At 33.9% G+C, this 23698-nt stretch carries 23 protein-coding genes; all 23 read left to right on the top strand.

Annotated features, from left to right (window positions below; genetic code table 11):
* Positions 1-7 precede the first annotated feature (7 nt).
* Positions 8-460: a hypothetical protein gene (locus tag EG359_RS16210; protein WP_076353185.1), complete on the top strand. Its 453-nt coding sequence runs from the start codon at positions 8-10 to the stop codon at positions 458-460.
* 7 nt (positions 461-467) lie between these two features.
* Complete coding sequence (rfbA, locus tag EG359_RS16205; protein ID WP_076353184.1) at positions 468-1331, top strand: glucose-1-phosphate thymidylyltransferase RfbA; 864 nt, start codon at positions 468-470, stop codon at positions 1329-1331.
* Positions 1332-1504: 173 nt separating this feature from the next.
* A complete protein-coding gene (locus tag EG359_RS16200; RefSeq protein WP_076353183.1) occupies positions 1505-2353 on the top strand; it encodes an ABC transporter permease in 849 nt (282 codons plus the stop codon).
* Between the two features lie 44 nt (positions 2354-2397).
* Positions 2398-3651 carry an ABC transporter ATP-binding protein gene (locus EG359_RS16195; protein ID WP_076353182.1) on the top strand — a complete coding sequence of 418 codons (1254 nt, stop codon included), beginning with the start codon at positions 2398-2400 and terminating at the stop codon, positions 3649-3651.
* A 171-nt stretch (positions 3652-3822) separates the two neighbouring features.
* Positions 3823-4230: a sugar 3,4-ketoisomerase gene (locus EG359_RS16190; RefSeq protein WP_228435001.1), complete on the top strand. Its 408-nt coding sequence runs from the start codon at positions 3823-3825 to the stop codon at positions 4228-4230.
* The gene (locus tag EG359_RS16185; RefSeq protein WP_076353180.1) at positions 4227-5294 is read left to right on the top strand and encodes an ATP-grasp domain-containing protein; all 1068 of its coding nucleotides are present in this window, start codon (positions 4227-4229) and stop codon (positions 5292-5294) included. Before EG359_RS16190 ends, EG359_RS16185 begins: the two co-directional genes overlap by 4 nt.
* Positions 5295-6182: an NAD-dependent epimerase/dehydratase family protein gene (locus tag EG359_RS16180; RefSeq protein ID WP_076353179.1), complete on the top strand. Its 888-nt coding sequence runs from the start codon at positions 5295-5297 to the stop codon at positions 6180-6182.
* Position 6183: 1 nt separating this feature from the next.
* A complete protein-coding gene (locus tag EG359_RS16175; RefSeq protein ID WP_076353178.1) occupies positions 6184-6813 on the top strand; it encodes an HAD family hydrolase in 630 nt (209 codons plus the stop codon).
* Positions 6814-7465: 652 nt separating this feature from the next.
* The gene (locus EG359_RS16170) at positions 7466-8566 is read left to right on the top strand and encodes a DegT/DnrJ/EryC1/StrS family aminotransferase (protein WP_076353176.1); all 1101 of its coding nucleotides are present in this window, start codon (positions 7466-7468) and stop codon (positions 8564-8566) included.
* Positions 8567-9463, top strand: a complete 897-nt coding sequence (locus tag EG359_RS16165) for a glycosyltransferase family 2 protein (protein ID WP_076353175.1) — start codon at positions 8567-8569, stop codon at positions 9461-9463.
* 36 nt (positions 9464-9499) lie between these two features.
* Positions 9500-10681, top strand: coding sequence for a glycosyltransferase (locus tag EG359_RS16160; RefSeq protein WP_076353174.1), 1182 nt, complete (start codon positions 9500-9502; stop codon positions 10679-10681).
* 90 nt (positions 10682-10771) lie between these two features.
* Positions 10772-11440 (top strand): Rossmann-fold NAD(P)-binding domain-containing protein, encoded by a 669-nt coding sequence (locus tag EG359_RS16155; protein ID WP_076353173.1) that lies wholly within the window; start codon positions 10772-10774, stop codon positions 11438-11440.
* Position 11441: 1 nt separating this feature from the next.
* Complete coding sequence (locus EG359_RS16150) at positions 11442-12392, top strand: glycosyltransferase family 2 protein (protein ID WP_076353172.1); 951 nt, start codon at positions 11442-11444, stop codon at positions 12390-12392.
* A gap of 12 nt (positions 12393-12404) precedes the next feature.
* The gene (locus tag EG359_RS16145; protein WP_076353171.1) at positions 12405-13193 is read left to right on the top strand and encodes a hypothetical protein; all 789 of its coding nucleotides are present in this window, start codon (positions 12405-12407) and stop codon (positions 13191-13193) included.
* Between the two features lie 10 nt (positions 13194-13203).
* Entirely contained in the window at positions 13204-14166 is a 963-nt protein-coding gene (locus tag EG359_RS16140; RefSeq protein ID WP_076353170.1) for a glycosyltransferase family protein, read from the top strand.
* Positions 14167-14210: 44 nt separating this feature from the next.
* Positions 14211-15335, top strand: coding sequence for a hypothetical protein (locus EG359_RS16135; RefSeq protein ID WP_076353169.1), 1125 nt, complete (start codon positions 14211-14213; stop codon positions 15333-15335).
* Positions 15336-15455: 120 nt separating this feature from the next.
* Entirely contained in the window at positions 15456-16499 is a 1044-nt protein-coding gene (locus EG359_RS16130) for a hypothetical protein (RefSeq protein WP_076353168.1), read from the top strand.
* 120 nt (positions 16500-16619) lie between these two features.
* Positions 16620-17672 (top strand): hypothetical protein, encoded by a 1053-nt coding sequence (locus tag EG359_RS16125; RefSeq protein ID WP_076353167.1) that lies wholly within the window; start codon positions 16620-16622, stop codon positions 17670-17672.
* A gap of 45 nt (positions 17673-17717) precedes the next feature.
* Positions 17718-18641: a glycosyltransferase family 2 protein gene (locus EG359_RS16120; protein WP_076353166.1), complete on the top strand. Its 924-nt coding sequence runs from the start codon at positions 17718-17720 to the stop codon at positions 18639-18641.
* A 47-nt stretch (positions 18642-18688) separates the two neighbouring features.
* A complete protein-coding gene (gene asnB / locus EG359_RS16115) occupies positions 18689-20485 on the top strand; it encodes an asparagine synthase (glutamine-hydrolyzing) (protein ID WP_076353165.1) in 1797 nt (598 codons plus the stop codon).
* Positions 20485-21423 carry a glycosyltransferase family 2 protein gene (locus EG359_RS16110; RefSeq protein WP_076353164.1) on the top strand — a complete coding sequence of 313 codons (939 nt, stop codon included), beginning with the start codon at positions 20485-20487 and terminating at the stop codon, positions 21421-21423. The genes asnB and EG359_RS16110 overlap by 1 nt, the downstream gene beginning before the upstream one ends.
* Positions 21424-21425: 2 nt before the next feature.
* The gene (locus tag EG359_RS16105) at positions 21426-22361 is read left to right on the top strand and encodes a glycosyltransferase family 2 protein (protein WP_076353434.1); all 936 of its coding nucleotides are present in this window, start codon (positions 21426-21428) and stop codon (positions 22359-22361) included.
* A gap of 292 nt (positions 22362-22653) precedes the next feature.
* Positions 22654-23604, top strand: coding sequence for a glycosyltransferase family 2 protein (locus tag EG359_RS16100; RefSeq protein ID WP_228434999.1), 951 nt, complete (start codon positions 22654-22656; stop codon positions 23602-23604).
* Positions 23605-23698 lie beyond the last annotated feature (94 nt).

Below are 23698 nucleotides of genomic sequence, written 5' to 3'. Positions count from 1 at the left end.
TAACATAATGAAGTATATTGTTTCATTGTTTTTTGTAGTATTCTCTTCTTTTGCCGCGGCTCAGGAGTTTCCCCCTCCGCCTCCTGCAATGTCAAATTTGTCTCAACAAAAGTTGATTGATGAATTTATAGAAGCTTCTCAGTACAAGGAAGCATTGATCAATTATGCTAAAGAGTATCTCGAACTCAAAATGTTTGATTATAATGTAGATCCGCCAAAGGAACTGCTTACAAAGAAACAGGCCAATTCAATCATCAATAACTTTAATTTTGATGATTTTAAAATTTCATTATATAGTTCATTCTCTTTTATATCAGAAAAAAATCTAAAAGAGTTGATTAAGTTCCATAAGAGTATAGGAGGCAAATTATCAAGGGGCAACTCTGCACTTTTAATGACACCTACCATTGATTTGAATATTAAAAATCAGATGGACTATGCAATAGAGAATATAAAATAATAAAAAGATGAAAGGAATAATATTAGCCGGAGGATCCGGAACAAGACTTTACCCTCTAACAATTGCTGTAAGCAAGCAGCTAATGCCTGTTTATGACAAACCTATGATTTACTATCCACTCTCCACATTGCTTTTGGCAGGAATTAAGGATATTTTGATCATTACCACTCCACATGACCAGGAGGGATTCATCAAACTTTTAGGTGATGGTTCTCAAATCGGTTGTAATATAGAATATGTTGTACAACCTAGCCCGGATGGTTTAGCTCAAGCTTTCATTCTTGGAGACCAGTTTATTGGTAATGATCCTGCAGCACTTGTTTTAGGTGACAATATCTTCTATGGTTCTGAAATGGGTACCTTACTAAAAAACAAAACTAACCCAAGCGGAGGTGTCGTTTTCGCTTACCACGTAGCAGATCCAGAAAGATATGGTGTAGTAGAGTTTGATGAGAATTTCAAAGCTGTTTCTATTGAAGAAAAACCTTTGAAACCTAAGTCGAACTACGCTGTTCCGGGATTATATTTTTATGACAATGATGTCGTAGAAATTGCCAAAAACATACAGCCATCTGCAAGAGGAGAGCTTGAAATTACTGACATCAACAACGTTTATCTAAAAAACGGAAAACTTGAAGTAGGTGTCTTGGACAGAGGAACAGCATGGCTGGATACCGGAACTTTTGATTCTCTTCATGACGCTTCCGAATTTGTGAGCGTGATTGAAAAAAGACAAGGTTTCAAAATTGGATGTATTGAAGAAATTGCTTTCAGAAATAAATTTATCAACGAGGAGAAATTATTGGAAACTGCAGCAAAGTATGGGAAAAGTGGCTATGGAGAATACCTGAAGCAACTCGTAGGTAAATAACCACATAATTTATAAATCTTACAAACTATTGGCTTTATGGCCAATAGTTTTTGTTCATAAAAACAAATATCAATATATTAGTTGTTATTTTTTAGTTTTATATGAATGATTATTTACAAACTAAAAAATCCGGTAAGAATTAATTATTATAAATTTGCAAAAAACTTACACAAATGAATGAACCACAACAAAAGTGGACAGAAACGATTGAAGCAGATCATTCTTTATTTGACTTAAAACTCAGAGAGGTCTGGAGATATAAGGATCTTATTTACATGTTTGTAAAGAGAGATTTTATATCTAGTTTCAAGCAAACCATTTTAGGGCCGATTTGGTTTTTTATTAATCCTATCTTTACAACTATTACCTATCTGATTATTTTTGGGAAGTTTGCCAAACTATCTACGGATGGGGCTCCTGGTATAGTATTTTATCTTTCAGGTGTAACTTTGTGGAATTATTTCTCTGGCGCCCTACTGGGTACAACAGCTACATTTACGGGAAATGCTAATATCTTTGGTAAAGTATATTTCCCAAGATTAGTTACCCCACTTTCAATTGTGATCTCAAATCTGATGCGTTTAAGTGTTCAGTTCATCTTATTTTTTATTGTCTGGGCATATTATTTCTTTAATAACGAAATTTCTCCAAACTGGTGGATTTTAGCTACTCCCCTTCTGCTAATCCTTATGGCCTTATTTGCATTAGGAGTTGGAATGATATTTTCAGCTCTTACTACAAAATATAAGGATCTAAGTATGTTATTAGCATTCGGGATAACCTTATATATGTATGCTACTCCTGTTATCTATCCCGTATCTATGCTTCCGGGATATTTCAAAAAACTGGCAAAATTTAATCCATTAACAGGTATTTTTGAATGCTTCAAGTACGGTTGGTTAGGAGTAGGAGATTTTTCTCCTGTAATGCTGGTTGTAAGTACCATTATTATTCTGATCCTGCTTGTTATTGGAGTCGTTACCTTTAACAAGGTGGAGAAAACATTTATGGACACTGTATAGTTTGACATAAAACACTTGAATAAAAAATTTAAAACAGTAAAAACATGCTAGCTTTAAAAGCAGAAAACATATCAAAACAGTATCGTTTGGGTGAGGTTGGAACAGGAACCCTGTCTCATGATCTCAACAGGCTTTGGTATAAAGTAAGAGGCAAAGAAGATCCCTATTTAAAAATTGGTGAAACCAATGACAGGGCTTCTAAGGGAAATTCCGATTATGTGTGGTCACTTCGGGATATTAATTTTGAAATAGAACAAGGTGACGCAGTAGGAATTATAGGTAGAAATGGAGCTGGAAAATCAACCTTACTAAAGCTTTTAAGTAAAGTAACTAAGCCTACAACGGGAAAAATATATACCAACGGAAGAATTGCCTCTCTTTTAGAGGTGGGAACAGGCTTTCATCCTGAAATGACAGGACGCGAAAATGTATTTCTAAATGGAGCCATTCTTGGAATGACCAGAAAGGAGATCAAGCGTAAATTTGATGAAATTGTAGATTTTTCAGGTGTTGAAAGATATATTGACACCCCTGTAAAAAGATACTCATCAGGAATGTATGTACGTCTTGCTTTTGCCGTTGCTGCCCACCTGGAATCTGAAATTCTTATTGTAGATGAAGTTCTTGCAGTAGGAGATGCTGATTTTCAGAAAAAATGCCTTGGTAAAATGGACGATGTTACCAAAGGACAAGGAAGAACTATTCTTTTCGTAAGTCATAATATGACCGCAATAAAAGAACTTTGTCAAAAAGGCATTCTTCTTAACCAGGGGGAACTTATTTACAACGGCGATATTCAAAACACAATCATTGAATATCAGAAAAATTCTGAAAGACAAAGTAGCTACATTCATAATGGCTCTCTAGAAACAGCGATAGGAAATGAAAACATCCGAATTTTAGAGTTCTCTGCAACTCCGGCTCAAGGCGACTTCCTAGATATTGAATCCGGAGTAAAAATCCGCTTAAGATTTTATAACTATAAAGAAAATATTAATCTGGATACTACTTTTGAACTAAGAACCTATGAAGAGGCTGTTGTCTTTCATACAGGGGCCTTTATTGCAAAAAACAATAGTTCTCAAAGAAAAGAATATGAAGTAGAATTTGAAATACCAGCTCATTTACTCAATACAGGTAATTATTATTTCAAGCTCATGTTCGGGCAGGATCAGAAAATCCCTCTTTTTATTGCCAATGAAATTGTTGGTTTTGAGGTTGAGAACGTTAAATTAGGCGATAATATTAGTGTCCTTCCTGGTATTATTAGACCTGAATTTGATTATAAAATAAGATAATTCTATAATTTTATTATCTTCATAATCGTTTAACAATATATAACTCCCGAATATTAAAGTAATATTTTTAACCCCAAAACATTACTTTAATGGGTTTACTCTTTAGAAAAGCCCTAAATTCGACTGTTTTTGTAGCATAAAGTATTGTTGAACACTTTTTAAAATATGTTAATGGAAAAAAGCAAACCAAATATTATTATTTTTGATAAAATAGGTTCTTCAGAATTAGGCTATATCACAATAGCCGAGGTACAAAAGAACATCCCTTTTGATATACAACGTGTTTACTGGACTTATTATACGCCACAAGACGTGACCCGTGGAGGGCACGCTCATAAAAAACTTCAACAGGTCATCTTTGCGGTATCAGGAATAATAACCTTTAACACTGAAGATGAAGATGGAAATAAGGAAGCCTTTGTTTTAGATCATCCTACCAAAGGATTATATATCCCTGAATTAATTTGGAGAGATATAAAATTTTCACACAATGCTGTACTTTTATGTTTAGCGTCTTTGCCATATAGTGAAGACGATTATATAAGGGATTATCATGAATTTCAAAAACTCATAGAATGACTAAAATATTAATTGCAGGTGCAGGAGGTGCACCATCTGAAGGTGTAATAAACTCACTTCTTAAAAGCTCAAAAAAAGAAAGAATAATCGGCATGGGCAGTGAACCTACAGACCTTATACTATCCAATGCTCATGAAGTCTCTTATATACCTTATGCCAATCAACCTGATTATAAAGCATCATTATTACAAATATTGAATCAGGAAAAACCTGATTTAATACATTTTCAAAATGATTTAGAGATTTATCATGCCTCTATGATCAGAGAACATATTCATTCTACTGGTACCAAGACGTTTATGCCATCTCATGATGTTATAGATACTTGTGTACATAAATATAAAACCTATTTAAAATGTAGGGAAGCTGGTGTAACAGTTCCAGAAAATATCCTGATTAATAATGAAGAAGATCTAAAAAAAGCTTTTTCAGATTTGGGTGACAAAAATGGTAACATATGGCTAAGAGCTTCATCTATTGGAGGAGGAGGCAAAGGAGCGCTGCCCACAAATGACTTTTCTTTTGCAAAAGGATGGATCGAAAGATATAATGGCTGGGGAGACTTTGTTGCTGCTGAAATGCTAACACCAGATACGGTAACATGGCTCTCTATTTGGCATGAAGGTGAATTAGTAGTAGCTCAAACAAGATTAAGAAAAGGATGGACTCATGGGAATAGAACTGTTTCTGGTGTTACAGGTGTCACAAAAGTAGGTCAGACATATTCAGATCCTGAAGTAGACAGAATATCAATAGCTACTATAAAGGCTGTTTCGGATAAACCTCATGGAATTTTTGGGGTAGATATGGCCTATGACAAAAATGGCATTCCTAATCCTACAGAAATAAATATTTCAAGATTCTTTACAACAGTATTATTTTTTACAGAAGCGGGATTAAACATGCCTGAAATATTTAAAGATATTGCTTTATATAATGAATTTCCCCAATTGAATAAAAAAATAAATCCATTGCAAGATGGGTTATTGTGGTTAAGAGGTATGGATACTCAACCCAAATTAATAAAAAACATTCAGATACAACAACTAATAAAAAATTTGTAAATGTTACTTTTAACTGGAGCTTCGGGATTTATAGGAAAGCATTTACTTTCACTGCTGATTGAAAAATATGGTAGAGATAATATAGTATGCTTAACCTCTCAACCTATAACAGAATGTAGATATTTGTTACACAACAACTATCAGTTTGAAAGCGATTTTTTCTTAAAAAACGGATTTCAAAATATTGAAACAATAATTCATGCGGGAGCTTTCACACCCAAAAAAGGGAGTGAAGCAAATAACATTCAATCATCTAATTCAAATATATTCAATACAGATAAATTATTAAATGCCTCCTTGCCTTATCTAAAAAAATTCATTTACCTTAGTACACTTGACGTCTATGATAATGAGGAAATTATTTCTGAGTGTACTTTAGAAAAACCGACTTCACTATATGGCCATTCTAAGCTATATTCAGAAAAGATGGTAGAAAGTTGGGGGAAAGAAAATAATAAATCTGTTCAGATTTTAAGAATAGGTCATGTCTATGGTCCGGGAGAAGAGGCTTATCAGAAAATAATTCCAATAACAATTCATAATATTTTAGCAGAAAAGCCTGTTCAGATTTGGGGTACAGGAGAAGAATTACGCTCTTTTATTTATATTAAAGATATTGTTAAAGCTATTGCAGAGTCTATTTACCTGAAAGATGTAGGAGTCATAAACTTAGTCGGAAGCCGTGCTATTTCTATCAATGATTTGGTGAATACAATAAAACTAATTTCCAACAAGGATATAACGATAGAAAAAATAGCTGTTGAAAAAAAAGGAAAAGACTTTGTATTTGATAGTTCAAAAATGAATACTTTCTTGTTACAAAAAGAAACTTCTTTAGAAAAGGGGCTAAAAGAAGAGTTTGAGTACATGAAAAAAAATAAAAAATAATATGAATATTTTTTTTGACCTTGATGGTACTTTAATAGATTCTCGACCAAGGCTATATCAACTATTCCAGTCATTAGTTCTCAATTCTGAATTGTCATTTCATCAATATTGGGACTTAAAGCGTGATAAAATAAGTCATAAAGAAATTCTACTTTCAAAATTTAACTATTCTAACGAGCAGTACAATAATTTTGAAAAAAAATGGATGTCGGAAATTGAACTAGAAAAATGGTTACAATTAGATACTCCTTTTGAAGGTATAGTAGACTTACTCATGCGCTTATCTAAAAATCATTCTCTATTTGTTGTAACTGCTCGCCAATCGGAAAGCACCGCTCTCTCACAAATAAAATCATTCGGCTGGGAAAATATTTTTACGAAAGTTTTAGTAACTCAACAGCAACAGGAAAAACATAGTTTAATTAAAGATACAGTAGAGATAACTCCTGAAGACTGGTTTATTGGAGATACAGGAAAAGATATTCAAACAGGCAAATTATTAGGAATCAGAACAGCTGCTGTTCTTTCTGGTTTTCTAAGTAAAAAAAGTTTACTCCCCTATCAACCAGATATTATCATAAATACTGTTCTGGATTTAAACATAGACAAAATTACAAATAGAAAGTTATAAAAATAAAGTCCAAGATTCGGCACAATTCTATAACAGACCTTTTCTTAACTTTGATTTTAAGTTAATTGAATTATTTAAGTTTAAAACTTTATTTCAAAGGAGAGTCAGTTCTAGAATTAGGACTTTCACTTGGATATTTAACCAAATATTTAGTAAATGACTTTTCGACTCTGGATTTGGTTGAAAGCTCTAAAGGTTTGTTAAATCAGCTTCTGATTATCCAAAAAACTACAAAACATAACTTATATTTTAAAGAGTTTAAAACATATAAAAAGTTTGATACTATCCGGAGCATATTGAAAATCTTATTGAAGTTTTAATGCTTTTTTATTCGTGGTTATCCGATAATGGAATATTTTAAAATTTCTTTCCCAATGCTAAGCTATCAATAGACAAATGGGATTATTAAAAAACAAATATGAATTGAATTTGAACACTACCAAGATATACAATTTGAATACTTTAAAAGATGACATTCCAAAAGCGGATTATGAAATAATGGATGAAAGCGATATTTTCTTTAAACCTATTTCAAATGGGCAAATTGAAAATAATTGAAGTGAAACTATGATGGAAAGATTTTATAAATTAGGAGGAAAAGTATCCTCACCATTGTACTGAAATATACGTAACATGTTTAAAATAAAAAGAAATGATTAAATTTTTAGATCTTCAAAAAATAAACTTACAATACCAACAAGAAACAGAAGAAGCCTTATTACAGACATTCCGTTCCGGATGGTATCTTCAAGGAGAAAGAAATAAAAGTTTTGAAACCAATTTAGCCCAATATATAGGAACAAAACATGCTATTGGTGTAGCTAACGGACTAGATGCGTTGCGTCTTATTCTTCGTGCCTACATAGAACTAGGGATAATGAAAGCAGGAGACGAAATCATTGTTCCCTCCAATACGTATATCGCATCTATATTAGCAGTTTCAGACAACGGTTTAGTACCGGTATTGGTAGAACCCGAACTTAACACCTACAATATTGATATTTCTAAAATTGAAGAAAAAATTACTTCAAAAACAAAAGGTATTCTTATTGTTCATCTTCAGGGAAGAGTTGTTTTTTCCGATCAGCTTAAAGAAATTGCAGAAAAACATAGTTTAAAAATCATTGAAGATAATGCTCAGGCTATCGGAGCAGAATGGAATGATATAAAATCAGGAAATCTGGGAGATGCTGCAGGATTCAGCTTTTATCCCGGAAAAAACTTGGGAGCACTAGGTGATGGTGGCGCCGTAACGACCAACGATGATGATTTGGGAAAAACCATCAGAGCTTTGGCAAACTATGGATCTAACCAAAAATATGTAAACATTTATAAAGGCTTAAACTCCAGATTAGATGAGCTACAGGCAGCTGTTTTAGATGTTAAGCTTAAGCATATTGACGAGGAGAACAATACAAGAAGAATTATAGCTAAAAGGTTTATTGAAGAAATCAAAAACCCCAATATCATTCTTCCTGAAAATCCTGAAAATGAGAATGAACATGTATGGCATGTCTTCGTTATCAGAACAGCAAAAAGAGATGAGCTTCAGGCTTACCTTACAGAACAAGGGATACAAACCATTATCCACTATCCTATTCCTCCTCACCAGCAAGAGGCATATAAGGAGTGGAAAGAACTTTCTTTCCCTATAAGTGAAAAAATTCATGCAGAAGTTTTAAGTCTTCCTATTTCCTCTGTTTTAGAAGAAGAAGAAATACAAATGATCATTAAAACGGTAAACAGCTTTTAAATGGAACAACCATTAGTAACTATTGTTGTAGTTTCCTATAATCACTCCAGGTTTATAAAAGAAAATCTGGACAGTATAAAAAATCAAACCTACAAAAACATCCAATTAATTGTGGGTGATGATGCTTCTCCTGATCATTCGGTAGAAGTTTTTGAAGAGTGGTTAAAAGAAAACAATTACCCTGCAGAAAAAAACTTTCACACTCAAAATACGGGATTGCCCACAATGCTTAACGAGTGTGTTGAACTTACCAAGGGAAAATATATAAAGATTATTGCTGCTGATGATTTTCTACATCCGGAATCCATTGAAAAATCAGTCTCCGCCCTTGAGGGTCTGGGAAATGAATATGGGATGTCTTTTTCAGACACTTATGCGATAAATAATGACAGCCAGATCATTGAGGATATTGCAGATTATGACGCCATGGGAAAAAAAGATCCAAGGATTTTTAAGGATGAGCTATTAAAAGGGAATAGAATTGCTGCTTTAACTGTATTGGCAAAGACAGAGGTAATCAGAGAAACCGGTAAATATGACACTCAATTTATCGTAGAAGATTATTACCGTTGGCTAAAGATCAGTGAAAGGTATTTAATTACCTATATTCCTGAAAAACTGGCGTATTATCGACTGCATGACGAAAACATTTCCAAATTAAAAGCAGAAAGAATTGAAAGAGAGGCCGCTTTCCTTCAGATGATGTTTGATAAAAAAGGAATTTCAAAAGGGAGCGTAAATAGCATAGCCCAAAAGTATTATCTGGAAAGAAAAAAACTTCCGGAAGAATTCTTCAGTGCATACCAGGCTTATCCATTTCACTTAAAAAGACTTATTTTTAGTATTCAAAATAACGTCCCTCCTTTCCTCTACAAAATAGCAAATAAACTGTTCTAACATTATCCACCAAGGAACAGAACAAAAAACGAGAATATGATGAAAAAAAAATTAAAAATAGGAATCCTTGCCTCCCCCTCCCTTTCAGGAGGTAATAATGTTATTTTTGAACATCTTTCTCATATCTATAAAAGAGGAACTTTTGAACTGGTACTTATTTTTGACACCGTTGTTAAGGATGAGGAACTCTTCTGGTTTGATGGAATCCAAAAATTACCCAGACTTGCTTTAAAAGAAGCTGAAAAGACTCATTTTGATGTACTCATTGCAACATTCTGGCGTACCTGCTACGGACTTCTACATCTCAATGCAGATCATTATCTTTATTTTAATCAGTCTGTAGAATCTAAATTCTATCCCGATAGTGATTTTAATAATCAAAATGCTGCAGAATCCACTTATCTTTTAGGACTCAATGTAATTACAGAGGCCAGCTGGATTCAAAAGTACATTAAAAACAACTACGATATAGATTCAGAGCTTGTCCTCAACGGAATTCGCAAAGAAAACTATTCTGCAGTTGGAGAATCTCATGCTCCTAAAGAAAGTGGAAAACTGAGAGTCTTAATTGAAGGAAATATTCAGAGTAGTTTTAAGAATGTTCCAAAAACTATTGAGATTTGTAAAAAGTCCAAAGCAGATGAAATTTGGCTTTTGACTAATTCACCTATTCAGAATTACGAAGGGGTAGATAGAGTATTCTCTAACATCCCAACGCATGAAACACAGAAAATTTACCGCTCTTGTGATGTATTAGTAAAACTCAGTACTGTGGAAGGCATGTTTGGCCCCCCTTTGGAAATGTTCCATTGTGGAGGTACAGCTATCACATATAATGTAACAGGACACGAGGAATATATGAAGCATGAATTTAATTCGCTTATTGCTGAAATGAATGATGATGCAAGAATTCTTAAATACATTAATAGTTTAAAAGACAATCCACAGAAACTGGAAACGCTAAAGAAAAATGCCTTACAAACTGCTAAAGAATGGTACAATTGGGAAGAAGCTTCTCTGGCATTTGAAATAGCAATTCTGAATTGTATTGAGAAAAAGCAATCATCAAAAAAGATTATCCATAATAAAATTCAGCTGTTTGAGCACTGGTTTACAGAAACCAATAAAGTTAGTGAAGAACTTAAGCAGACCAACAGACAGCTAGGATTAAAGATTCATAAAAAACTAGCTTCAATCTGGAAAAAGTATAAAAGGTAATACTAAGAAAGAAATTGTTCCCAACCCAACTTCTTATTCTTACCATTTATAATAAATTTATAGCAAAATAAAAAAACACTTAAAAACATTATGATTATAGGCACAGGACTTGTCGCTAACTCATTAAAAACTGCAGATTCAAGAGAGATCCTCTTCTTCGCTTCCGGAGTTTCAAATTCGTTAGAGACACGAGCTTCAGAATTTGAAAGAGAGTTTTCACTTTTAAAGAATACGTGTGCAGAAAATAAAGAAAAGAAATTAGTCTATTTTTCAACCCTCAGTATTCTCGATCAATCCAAACAAAACAGCCCCTATGTAGTTCATAAAAAAGAAATTGAACAGTATATAGAAAACAATGTTGATCATTATCTAATCCTTAGGATCGGAAACATTGTTGGGCAAGGAGGAAATCCGAATACACTTTTTAATTTTCTCAAAACACAGATTGCCAACCATAATCAATTTACTCTGCATCTTAAAGCTAGAAGACTACTTCTGGATATTGAAGATATTTCAAAGTTCATAAATTCGTATGGCTTGGAAGCAGGCAATAAAGTGATCAATATCTCTTATCCTTATTATTATGATTTAAAGGAAATAATTAGTTCCATTGAAAAAAAGGCCAACAAGAAAGGGCTTTATTCAGAAGCGGATGAAGGGGATTTCTATAAAGTAGATTTTGATGAAGATATCATTACATTTTTCTCCAAAATAAGTCCTGAGGATTATTTGGAAAATCTAACCCAAAAGTATATCTAAAATGGCTACTATCTACGTTATTATTGTGACTTACAATGCCATGAAATGGGCAGAGAAATGCTTTACCAGTTTAAGAAGTCCTTCTCTTCCTGTTAAATGTATTACCATAGACAACGGCTCTACAGATGGCACACAGGAATATATAAAAACCCATTTCCCAGAAGTAGACTTCATTCAGGCATCGGAAAATCTAGGTTTTGGAAAAGCCAATAATCTTGGAATTGAAAAAGCCTACAAAGCAGGAGCAGATTTCTTCTATCTGATGAATCAGGATGCATGGATTTACTCTGACAGTTTTCAAAAAATATTGGAGGTATACAGCAATCATCCGGACAACAGTAAAATTGGGATTCTAAGCCCCATGCACCTTGACGGAAGTGAAAGAAAACTGGATCTTCACTTTGAAAATTATTTGGCCAAGGACCTGAGAAATAACAGAATGCTTTCTGATATTTATTTTGGAGAAGCAAAAGAATACTACGAAATAAGCTTTGTGAATGCTGCACACTGGTGTATCCCAAGGAATATTATTGAAAAAATAGGAGGCTTCAATCCTTATTTCTTTCATGGTGCCGAAGATTACGAATATGTAAACCGAATCATTTATTTCGGGCTGAAAACAGTGGTATGCACCCAAAGTAAGGTCGTACATGATACTGTACAATCGTTTTACAAAAAAGAGCCTAATGATAAGGCCGAACTATTAAAGAATAAAAGGCTGTCCATGATCATGCAAAGGGAAACAAAATACCTTGACCTCAACTATGGTTATGATACCAAAAGGGAAAAGACCGCCCTCCTATCTTTTGCACTTAAAATGGGAGCTAAAGGAAATATAAGTGAGTATAAGTTTTATATGGAACAGTATCAGTATTTTTCTAAAAAATTTAAAGAAATAGAGGCTGCCAGAAAAACATCTAAGACGGCACAGCATCCGTTCCTTAATCTTTAGACCTCAATAAATATGGAAAAATTACCCATAAGTATCTGCATTCTTTCCTGGAAAACGGGAAAAACACTGAAAAACACGCTTAAATCCTACAGTAAATTCGGTCTTCTGAACATGACCGAGGATATTGTCATTCTTTTTCAGGAAGTAAATGAAGAGGATAAAAAGCTGGCAGATCAGTATAAGATCAAATATATTGGGCTACAAGATAATATTGGAATCGGGAAAGGAATGAAAATGCTTGCAGAAAATGCAGTTTGTGACAACATTCTCTTTCTGGAACATGACTGGGAGCTTATTGAAAACCAAAAGACCATATTTACACAACTTAAAAGCGGACTGGAAATGCTTGACAACGGATTTGATGTAATCCGTTACCGAAGCAGAGAAAATCCGGGATATCCCCTGATATCAATAAGGCACAAGGGAAATGAACTGAACTATTATGACGACTGGCATGAATGTACCTCACCTCATCTTTTAGAATCCTTACATTGGCTGGATCCTGCGACAGAATTTCCCGATAAGATACAAAAGCAGGGAACATTTTTTATCACAACCTCACGTTGGGCCAACTGGACCAATAATCCTTATCTTGTCAGAAAGAAATTCCTGCTGGAAACCATTATTCCTTTTTCAGGGGAAACAGCTTCTCTTGAAAGAAATATTGCAGCGTGGTGGGTAAAACAGAATTTCAAAATTGCGCAGGGAGAAGGACTTTTTATGCACAATGATCTTACCAAATATCCGAAGAAAACCATCTTTCAGAAAATATTAGGTAGACTGAAAAATAAATTTAAATAACACAACTAAGATGAAAATTCTTTTCCATGAGGATGAACTCAACTACAGAGGGACTTCCATCGCAGTATATGATTATGCAGATTTCAATGAAAGATATCTGGGAAATGAATCTATAATTGTTTACAATAAAAATTCAAAGACCAATCATCCATTGGGAATTGAAAAGTTTGAAAAACGTTTTCGTGTGCATGGCTACTCTGACTTCAAGGAAGTAGATCAGCTGATTCGTGAAAATAATGTAGATCTTTTTTATGCCATTAAAAACGGATATGTGGACGGTATAGATTCCAAGGAATGTAAAACTGCAATACACAGTGTTTTTACCCATTTTGAACCTCATGGTGATGTTTATGCTTATGTTTCTGAGTGGCTAAGTGAAGCAATGACCGGTTCAAAATATCCCTACGTACCCCACATGGTTAATTTTGAATCTCAAACCAATCAGGATCTGAGAGCAGAACTAAATATTCCCCCAAAAGCAAAAGTATTTGGATATTATGGCGGACACATTAGCTTTAATATTCTTTTTGCCCAAAAGACGATTGAAAAAATAGCTTCTAAGTATAAAGATATCTATTTTATCTTCATGGGGGTGGATCCTTTTATCAAAAAGAAATGGTGGAAATCTGCTCCATCCAATATTATATTTTTACCTCCAAGCTCGGATATTATCATGAAACAGAAGTTTATCAATACTTGTGATGCTTTACTTCATGCCCGCGAAAGAGGAGAAACATTCGGAATTACTGTTGCAGAATTTGCCATTATGGGAAAGCCTGTAATTGCTTTTGCCAACCCTCCTGAGAAAGCCCATATCAGCCATATGAAAGATCAGGCTTACTACTACCAGGACGGTAAAGAACTTCAGGATATTATTCTGGATTCAGATCTCACTTTGTCTGCAAAGGAATTATATGAAAAGTTTCTACCTCATCCCGTAATGGATACTTTTAAAAAGGTATTTATTGATTAAAGTAAATATTAAAAAATCCAACTTAATAACCAATCAAGAGGTATATGAAAACAAAAATAATCAATTACATAATTGGTTCAATATTTATCATTTACTATTGGATCTGTATTCAAAGCAGCTATCTTCAGATTGTCTTCTACAAAAATGGCTGGTACCTTGGTGAGTGGCTGATTAATTATCAGGATGGAGGATTCAAGCGCAGGGGGCTTTTCGGCACGCTGTTCATCTTTATCAATGAACTTACCAAAATCCCGCTTCAGTTTATTGTATTTGCATTTGTATCTATCCTGTATGCCTTGTTTTTTTCTCTTCTGATACAGCTTTTTGTTCAGAAAAAAAATACACTGCTTACCATAAGTATTCTTTTGCTTCCGGCAGGATTGGGGATGATTTTAAAAGATCCTACGATCATTGCAAAAAAGGAAATCTTCATTTTTGTTTTGTATCTGATTTATTTTTTATGCCTTGAATCAAAAAAGGTGGTAAAAGATCTGATTGTCACATTTTTTATTATTGCTGCGATTCTTAATCATGAAGCGGCATTTTTCTATATCCCTTTTGTAAGTTTCACCTACTTTGTAAAAGATGGTTCAGCAACTTCTATCAAATTAAAGAAAATATTGCTTTACCATCTTGCTCCTGCAGTGGTTGTCATGTTACTGCTTTATAAATTTGGCTATAGCATAAGTACAGAAAACTCTTTGTTGTTTCTGAAAAATCACGGACTGGATCTAGTTCTTAAAGGAATTTACGGCTACGATCCTCAATATAATGTCCTGAATTTTTACAAGTCCCATTTATACGGCTATCAAACCTACCTCATAAGTTTGTTTTTTGCCTCCCTTACCTTTTTTATATATTGTAAATTTAACAAGATAAGTATCAGTAAAAGGTTTCTGATGATTCAGTTCATTTTCCTGATTCCCTTATTTTACATTGCCTATGACTGGGGAAGATGGATTAATATTTTCTTTACTTTATTAACCATCTTCATAGCAGGTGAAAGACAATTGATCAGTACGGCAAAAGAAAATATGATTGCCATTGCTTTAATCCTATTCAATTCATTATGGACGATGCTGCTCTTTACGGCTGGCTTTATAACTTTTCCGGCACTTGACGCTTTCATTAAAAAACTTTACTATTTTTTCTATTTCAAAATTTTTTAAAGGATATATAAATACTCAACTCAGGCTTGGATAATAAGTATGAAAACAAAAATAATCAACTACATAATCAGCTTAATATTAATCATTTATTATTGTATAAGTATCAAAACTTCATACTTTTTGATTGTAACGCAAAAGGGAGGATGGTGTTTTGGAGAATGGATTATCAATTATCAGGATGGAGGTTTTAAGCGTAGAGGACTTTTCGGAACTCTATTCATATGGATCAATGAACTTACCAATATTCAGCTTGAATACATTGTATTTGCATTTGTATCTATCCTGTATGCCTTGTTTTTTTCTCTTCTGATACAGCTTTTTGTTCAGAAAAAAAATACACTGCTTACCATAAGTATTCTTTTGCTTCCGGCAGGATTGGGGATGATTTTAAAAGATCCTACGATCATTGCAAAAAAGGAAATCTTCATTTTTGTTTTGTATCTGATTTATTTTTTATGCCTTGAATCAAAAAAGGTGGTAAAAGATCTGATTGTCACATTTTTTATTATTGCTGCGATTCTTAATCATGAAGCGGCATTTTTCTATATCCCTTTTGTAAGTTTCACCTACTTTGTAAAAGATGGTTCAGCAACTTCTATCAAATTAAAGAAAATATTGCTTTACCATCTTGCTCCTGCAGTGGTTGTCATGTTACTGCTTTATAAATTTGGCTATAGCATAAGTACAGAAAACTCTTTGTTGTTTCTGAAAAATCACGGACTGGATCTAGTTCTTAAAGGAATTTACGGCTACGATCCTCAATATAATGTCCTGAATTTTTACAAGTCCCATTTATACGGCTATCAAACCTACCTCATAAGTTTGTTTTTTGCCTCCCTTACCTTTTTTATATATTGTAAATTTAACAAGATAAGTATCAGTAAAAGGTTTCTGATGATTCAGTTCATTTTCCTGATTCCCTTATTTTACATTGCCTATGACTGGGGAAGATGGATTAATATTTTCTTTACTTTATTAACCATCTTCATAGCAGGTGAAAGACAATTGATCAGTACGGCAAAAGAAAATATGATTGCCATTGCTTTAATCCTATTCAATTCATTATGGACGATGCTGCTCTTTACGGCTGGCTTTATAACTTTTCCGGCACTTGACGCTTTCATTAAAAAACTTTACTATTTTTTCTATTTCAAAATTTTTTAAAGGATATATAAATACTCAACTCAGGCTTGGATAATAAGTATGAAAACAAAAATAATCAACTACATAATCAGCTTAATATTAATCATTTATTATTGTATAAGTATCAAAACTTCATACTTTTTGATTGTAACGCAAAAGGGAGGATGGTGTTTTGGAGAATGGATTATCAATTATCAGGATGGAGGTTTTAAGCGTAGAGGACTTTTCGGAACTCTATTCATATGGATCAATGAACTTACCAATATTCAGCTTGAATACATTGTATTTGCATTTGTATTTCTCTTATACACGGTTCTTTTCTTCCTGTTGATACAACTCTTCCGAAAAGAAAAAAACAACCTGCTTACTATTGTTCTTATATTACTTCCGGTGGGCTTTGGAATGATGTTTAAAGATCCTAACATTGCTACAAGAAAAGAGATATTATTCTTTCTACTTTACCTGATATATATCCTACGTCTTCGTTCTAAAGTTATTATTAAGGACCTTAGCATTACCTTTTTTATCATCATTGCCCTTCTCACCCATGAAGCCGCATTTTTTTATTTACCTTTTGTAGGTATGGCTTACTTTATGAAAAATAATGGTTCGCCACTTGATAAAATAAAGAGAATACTACTCTACCAGTTTCTCCCATCGGTTATTATCATGTTCATTCTTTATAAGTTTGGAATTAACTTAAGGACAGAAAATACTATATCATTCTTTAAAGCTCATGGATTAGTCCTTAATGAGATGGGAATTTTTGATTATGATCCCAATTATAATGTCCTAAACCATTACAAATCTCACTTATATGATTATCAAACCTATGGTATAAGCATCTTGCTTGGGGCATTAACATTTTACATTTACAGTAGGTTCAATAAGGTTAAAATCAATACAATATTTCTTGTAATACAAATTCTTTTTCTTGTTCCATTATTTTATATGGCCTTAGATTGGGGAAGATGGACTAATATCTTTTTCTCTCTGCTCACCATATTTATAGCCATAGAGCAAAAATTAGTGCTTACCAAGAAGCAGGAAATGATAGCAGGGCTGGTAATACTATTTAACCTTTCCTGGAAAATGATGCTTATGACCCAGGGATTTTTAGTCTTTCCGGAATTTGATGGCCTTCTTAAGCGCGTATACTATTTTTTCTATTTTAGAATCACTAATTTGCTTTAAAATTATGGCCAACTTTATTTCCCAATGAAAATATTAAGATAAAAAATGTCGAAGATTCATATTATTATTATTACCTACAATGCCATGAAATGGGCAGAAAGATGCTTTAGCAGCCTAAGGAAATCTTCTGTTCCTGTAAAGTGCTTCGTTATAGATAACGGATCTACAGACGGTACTCAGGAGTATATTCAACACCATTTTCCTGAAGTAGACTTTACCCAATCCGAATCCAACCTTGGTTTTGGAAAGGCCAATAATATTGGAATTGAAAAAGCATATAAAGACGGCGCCGATTTTTTTTATCTGATGAATCAGGACGCATGGCTATACGAAAACAGCATGGAAAAAATGCTGGAAGTTTATAACAATCACCCCAACAAGGATGAAATTGGAATTATAAGCCCCATTCATGTGGATGGTACAGAAAAATACCTCGACATTTTCCTGGATCAATATATCGCAAAGAATTACGAAAAAACAAGGATGATCTCAGATCTGTACTTTCAGACCCTGAAACCTTATTACGAAATTCATTTTGTAAATGCTGCTCATTGGCTTTTACCCAAGAAAACAATAGAAACAATTGGAGGCTTCAATCCTTACTTTTTCCATTATGGTGAAGATGACGAATATGTAAACAGGGTTCATTTCCAACAAAAAAAAGTACTTCTTGTTCCAGGCAGTAAAGTTGTACATGACGGAGTGCAGCTTCTTCATAAAATAGACTTCAATAAATACGAAGATGTTCGTATTGAAATCAACACTCTAAACCCGAATTTCCCTAACGGTTTACAACTGGAAAAGAAGTCGTTAAAACAAAGTATGTTTAAAAACCTGATGACAGGAAACATTGGAAAATACAAGGAATTGTCTTTGAAATATAAAAAAATCACAAGAGATAGTGAAAAATTAAGCAGTTTACGAAATCAATTAATTCAGGCAGGCCCTACTTTTCTGAATCTGTCGTAAATTAGCTCATACAAAATTTGAAAATTAATGATGAAAAATAAAATATTATGTGTGGAATAGCGGGAATTATAGGCAGTAATGCCAGAAATTATCAGGAAGAGATTCAAAAAATGACAGACTCACTGATCCACCGCGGACCAGATTCTTCACACCATGAGTTTTATGACAATGCTGCACTAGGCCATCGTAGGCTTTCCATTATAGACCTATCTGAAAATGGGAAACAACCTATGTTTTCCAATACAAAAAATGAATGTATTGTTCTCAATGGTGAAATCTACGGCTATCAGGATATAAAAAAACATTACGGCGAATACCCTTACCACGGAAGCTCTGACACGGAAGTTATTCTCGCCATGTACCAGAGAAAACAGGAAAACCTCATTCATGATCTGCCGGGTATGTTTGCATTTGCTATCTGGGATAACCAGAAGCAACAACTATTCTGTGCCAGAGACCGTTTTGGGGAAAAGCCTTTTTACTATGCCATTGGCAAAAACAATGAATTTATTTTCGCATCAGAAATTAAGGCAATTCTGGCTTCCGGGCTTATTCAGCCTAAAGTAAGTTCCGAGGCACTCTCCCACTATCTACAATACGGATATGTAAGTTCCAGTCAAAGTATTTACAGCAATATATTTACCCTTCCACCAGCACATCAACTGATCTGGAAAGATGGCAATTTCACAATATCACGCTATTACAGCTTACCTGCAAAAGACAGAGTGATTGGCCTTTCCGACGCTAAGGAAGAATTTTTGTATCTGTTGAAAAATGCAGTTAAAAAACAGCTTATTGCCGACGTAGAAGTAGGAAGTTTTCTGAGCGGAGGATTAGATTCCTCTTCCGTTGTAGCATTGGTAGATGAATTTCTACCCCACCAGACTACTATCAGCTTTGGGTATGACCACAAGGACAACGAACTGAAATATGCAAAAGAAATTGCTGACAAATACAAAACCAATCATATAGAGGTTCATGAGCAGAAATCTGATCTTGTCTCCTCTCTTTTAAAAATATCGCCATTCTTTGACGAGCCTTTTGCGGATGCCTCATTTATCCCACATTATGAAATCTGCAGAGCAGCCAAAAAGAATCTTACCGTAGTATTATCAGGAGATGTAGGAGATGAACTGTTTGGGGGCTATCATTTCTATACTGTTGAAAATAAATTAAAGAAGCATTTCAGTTATAAAAATATAATTGCTCAGTTTGGGCTAAAACTATATCAACAGCTGAAACCTACTTCATTTCTTACCCAGAAAAACATGGAGTTTTCATCCATTATGGATTTTCACCTGAATGATGTAAGAAATGCGTTCAATAAAAAGGAACGCAATCTTCTGGGAGTATCTTCCGATTATCTGCAAACCTATAGTTTTACGCCCAATCCTGATTCTCTTAATGATATTATGAGAGTAGATCTTGAAAACTATGTTCCTGCCAATATGATGGTAAAGTCCGACAGAATGGCTATGGCCAACTCTCTGGAAGTAAGAACTCCATTTCTGGATCTTGATTTTGCAGAGTTCTGTATACAGCTGCCAGATCAATTGAAATTGAATGATAACAATGACAAAATCATTCTTCGGGAGGCAATGGGATCTTATTGGACTGAAACCATCAGAAACCGACATAAACAAGGGTTTGGCCTTGGAGTAAAAAGCTGGTTTGAAGAAGATAATCTGATGAACTTTTCAAATGACTTATTAAAAGATCCCAATCATAAGGTTTTCAATTATATTGACTTTAAGGCTGCTCAAAATTTCCTTGATAAGGATGAAAGACACTGGAACCTTTTACAGCTTGCCTTATGGGCAGATAATAACAAATCTGTATTGTAATGCTTCACATCTCTGTTATCATACCTGTATACAATGCAGCTGAGTTTCTGGAAAAGGCTGTGCAGTCTGCTGCACAATTTGATGAAGTAAAAGAAGTTATCTTAATTGAAGATAAATCTACAGATAACTCACTGGAAATTTGTCAGCAACTAAGTAGTGAAACCCCTAAGGTAAAATTATTTCAACATCCTGACCAGGGAAATCATGGTGCAGGAGCGGCAAGAAATCTGGGCATTGAAAAAGCCACAAGTAATTTCATTGCATTTCTGGATGCAGATGACTATTACCTACCCAATAGATTTGATGCTGAAAAGGAAATCTTCAAAGACTCAAAGATAGATGGTGTTTTTAATGCCATTGGTACTGAGTATTTAACAGAGAAAGGGAAAGAAGAATTTGAATCCAAATTTAAGGAGACATCACTCAGCACCGTTAATTATCCGGCGGAGGGAGAAGAAATATTTAAAGGCCTTCTAGGCTTAACAACTAAAACTTTCGGTACATCTTTCCACCTCAATTCCCTTACCATAAGAAAAGAATCTCTGGAACCTCATCATATCAGATTTAATAAGGATCTTCGGGTACATCAGGATACGGAATTCATTATCAAGCTGGCTTACCATTGTCATTTAAAGACGGGTTGTATAGATAAGGCTGTTGCTATAAGAGGTGTTCATGACAATAACAGGATCACCAAGATTATAAAATACTCTCCTCAATACAATCAAAGGCAATTTCTTTTATGGAATTCCCTGAATAGCTGGGCTTCCGATAATCAAATTCCCTCCGAGTCAAGAAAAAGGATTTATTTAATTTATAAATCATTTGATCTTTCCTTAAAAAAAGGATTTGTCAAATATTGCAATATTTTGGGTGAAGTTCTAAAAAACCCGGAAATATTAAAGACCAAGTATCGTTTCACTTATTACAATAAATGAAAATGAAGATTTCAGTAATTATTCCTGTTTACAATGCAGAAAAATATGTATCAAAAGCTGTAGAATCCGCCTTACAACTTGATGAAGTATTTGAGGTTATTCTGGTAGAAGATAAATCACCAGATAATGCTCTTCAGATTTGCCAAGAGCTTGCTCAGAAATATGATCAGGTAAAACTTTTTCAACATCCTGATCAAGAAAACCATGGTGCTGGTGCCAGCAGAAATCTAGGGCTAGAAAAAGTAACTGGAGATTTCATTGCCTTTTTGGATGCAGATGACTATTTTCTTCCTAACAGATTTACCGCTGAAAAAGAATTGTTTAAAAATCCAAAGACAGATGGTGTTTTCAATGCCATTGGCACTGAATATCTGACTGAGAAAGGGAAAGAAGAATTTCTTTCCAATATTAATGACAACTACCTGTTAACTGTTAATTATCCTGCAGAGGGAAATGAGGTTTTTAGAGGTTTATTGGGGCTTACCCAAAAAATATTTGGTTCTTTTTTTACGCTTGATGCCCTTACCATCCGAAGGTCTTCCCTTGAATCCAGCAAATTAAGATTCAATGAAGCTCTCCGACTTCATCAGGATTCCGACTTTATCATGAAGCTTGCCCATCATTGTCATCTGAAATCCGGCATCATAGATCAGCCGGTTGCCATAAGAGGAATGCATGATGATAACAGGATTACAAAAATTGTAAAATATTCCCCACAATACAACCAGCGACAATTCCTCTTCTGGAATTCCCTGTACGAATGGTCCAAAACTTTAACGCTGGAAAAAGATGCCTCACAGCACATTTATCTTCAGAAAAAAGCATTTGAACTTTCAACAAAAAAAGGGCTTTCAAAAACCGTAGATTTATTGGTTACCATTCTTAAAAACCCCAATATATTAAGAACAAAATATAGGTTCACTTATACCCATTCATAGAAATTAATTTTATTAATTTCTACAATCCACCCACTTAAAACATTTATTCCAGGGGATAAATCAATAGTATATTTTTCCCTACAGTGAGATTTTATAGCGTTTTTAAATTTTCAAAAAAAATAATTTACACTTAAAATCTACATTATAATTACTCCAGTAATGTTTGTATACTATTTTATGGAAAAAAACTATACTTAGTATGTAAAACTAAAATTAAAAGCTTAAATTTCGTAATTCAAAAGGTACTAAATAAAACACAATTATAATTCTAAATTTATTGTAAAAAGGAGAAATGAAAATGAGAATCTCAGTAGTTATTCCCGTTTATAATGCAGAAAAATATGTTTCCCAGGCAGTAGACTCAGCTCTTCAGTTGGAGGACGTGTACGAAATTATTCTAATTGAAGATAATTCCCCGGACAATGCATTGGCGGTATGCCGGCAGCTCGCTGAAAAACATGAAAAAGTAAAACTTTACCAACATCCTGATAAAAAAAATCACGGGGCAAGCCCAAGTAGAAATTTAGGCATAGAAAAGTCAACAGGTGACTTTATAGCTTTTTTAGATGCAGACGACTATTTCCTACCCAATAGGTTCGAAGCTGAAAAAAAACTATTTAAAAACCCCGATGTAGAAGGTGTTTACGGTGCTCTCGGAGTACAGTATTATTCTGAAAAAGCAAAACAACAGTATTATCAGTTATTTGGAGACAGATTAACCACCGTCTATAAAAAATATGATCCTAAGGATGTATTTCCCGGACAGTTACATATGCTGGGAAGTTTTGGGCTTTTCAGCATTGATACTTTAACGGTTCGAAGAGAGTCTTTAATAAAAAAAATGAAACCTTTATTCAAACCACACTTAAGGCTTCATGAAGACACCGAGTTTTTGTTTCGTCTTTCTTATTATCTGGATCTTTATCCCGGAATTTTAGATGAAGCTATTGCCATAAGAGGAGTACATGAAAACAACAGAATAACAAAAGTGGATCTTCGTGTCATAGATCCGGCATTCTCCCGGGCATTACTTTGGAATGAAGTGAAGCTATGGTCACAAACGGAGAACAATATTTCTGAAGACATCAAACTCCATATCAAAAGAATGCATCGCAGCTTTGAAATTGCCAAGGCTCCTTTGTTAAAAAAATGGGGTATGATTATTAAATACCTGTTTACCGATTATAAAAGTATAAGATCGGGATTGTATAATATCAATTTCAGATATTCGCTGATTTCATAAAAATTTAAATTATAAATTCGTAACTTTAAATAAGAATAGGGAAGAAAACACATCAGTTTCTCTGCTAAAATTAGCTGAATAGGTCCTATTCAGC

The sequence above is a fragment of the Chryseobacterium joostei genome (assembly GCF_003815775.1).
GTDB lineage: Bacteria > Bacteroidota > Bacteroidia > Flavobacteriales > Weeksellaceae > Chryseobacterium > Chryseobacterium joostei.
The sequence above is the reverse complement of the archived record's forward strand: the minus strand, read 5'-3'. Positions and strand labels throughout refer to the sequence as shown.

Excerpts from the sequence above, each read along its gene's own strand:
- rfbA (WP_076353184.1), top strand. The coding sequence starts at position 468 with ATGAAAGGAATAATATTAGCCGGAGGATCCGGAACAAGACTTTACCCT.
- EG359_RS16100 (WP_228434999.1), top strand. The coding sequence starts at position 22,654 with ATGAAAATGAGAATCTCAGTAGTTATTCCCGTTTATAATGCAGAAAAA.
- EG359_RS16185 (WP_076353180.1), top strand. The coding sequence starts at position 4,227 with ATGACTAAAATATTAATTGCAGGTGCAGGAGGTGCACCATCTGAAGGT.
- EG359_RS16120 (WP_076353166.1), top strand. The coding sequence starts at position 17,718 with ATGTCGAAGATTCATATTATTATTATTACCTACAATGCCATGAAATGG.
- EG359_RS16145 (WP_076353171.1), top strand. The coding sequence starts at position 12,405 with ATGGAAAAATTACCCATAAGTATCTGCATTCTTTCCTGGAAAACGGGA.
- EG359_RS16190 (WP_228435001.1), top strand. The coding sequence starts at position 3,823 with ATGGAAAAAAGCAAACCAAATATTATTATTTTTGATAAAATAGGTTCT.
- asnB (WP_076353165.1), top strand. The coding sequence starts at position 18,689 with ATGTGTGGAATAGCGGGAATTATAGGCAGTAATGCCAGAAATTATCAG.
- EG359_RS16210 (WP_076353185.1), top strand. The coding sequence starts at position 8 with ATGAAGTATATTGTTTCATTGTTTTTTGTAGTATTCTCTTCTTTTGCC.
- EG359_RS16165 (WP_076353175.1), top strand. The coding sequence starts at position 8,567 with ATGGAACAACCATTAGTAACTATTGTTGTAGTTTCCTATAATCACTCC.
- EG359_RS16175 (WP_076353178.1), top strand. The coding sequence starts at position 6,184 with ATGAATATTTTTTTTGACCTTGATGGTACTTTAATAGATTCTCGACCA.
- EG359_RS16170 (WP_076353176.1), top strand. The coding sequence starts at position 7,466 with ATGATTAAATTTTTAGATCTTCAAAAAATAAACTTACAATACCAACAA.
- EG359_RS16160 (WP_076353174.1), top strand. The coding sequence starts at position 9,500 with ATGATGAAAAAAAAATTAAAAATAGGAATCCTTGCCTCCCCCTCCCTT.
- EG359_RS16105 (WP_076353434.1), top strand. The coding sequence starts at position 21,426 with ATGAAGATTTCAGTAATTATTCCTGTTTACAATGCAGAAAAATATGTA.
- EG359_RS16180 (WP_076353179.1), top strand. The coding sequence starts at position 5,295 with ATGTTACTTTTAACTGGAGCTTCGGGATTTATAGGAAAGCATTTACTT.
- EG359_RS16110 (WP_076353164.1), top strand. The coding sequence starts at position 20,485 with ATGCTTCACATCTCTGTTATCATACCTGTATACAATGCAGCTGAGTTT.
- EG359_RS16140 (WP_076353170.1), top strand. The coding sequence starts at position 13,204 with ATGAAAATTCTTTTCCATGAGGATGAACTCAACTACAGAGGGACTTCC.
- EG359_RS16150 (WP_076353172.1), top strand. The coding sequence starts at position 11,442 with ATGGCTACTATCTACGTTATTATTGTGACTTACAATGCCATGAAATGG.
- EG359_RS16155 (WP_076353173.1), top strand. The coding sequence starts at position 10,772 with ATGATTATAGGCACAGGACTTGTCGCTAACTCATTAAAAACTGCAGAT.
- EG359_RS16135 (WP_076353169.1), top strand. The coding sequence starts at position 14,211 with ATGAAAACAAAAATAATCAATTACATAATTGGTTCAATATTTATCATT.
- EG359_RS16195 (WP_076353182.1), top strand. The coding sequence starts at position 2,398 with ATGCTAGCTTTAAAAGCAGAAAACATATCAAAACAGTATCGTTTGGGT.
- EG359_RS16200 (WP_076353183.1), top strand. The coding sequence starts at position 1,505 with ATGAATGAACCACAACAAAAGTGGACAGAAACGATTGAAGCAGATCAT.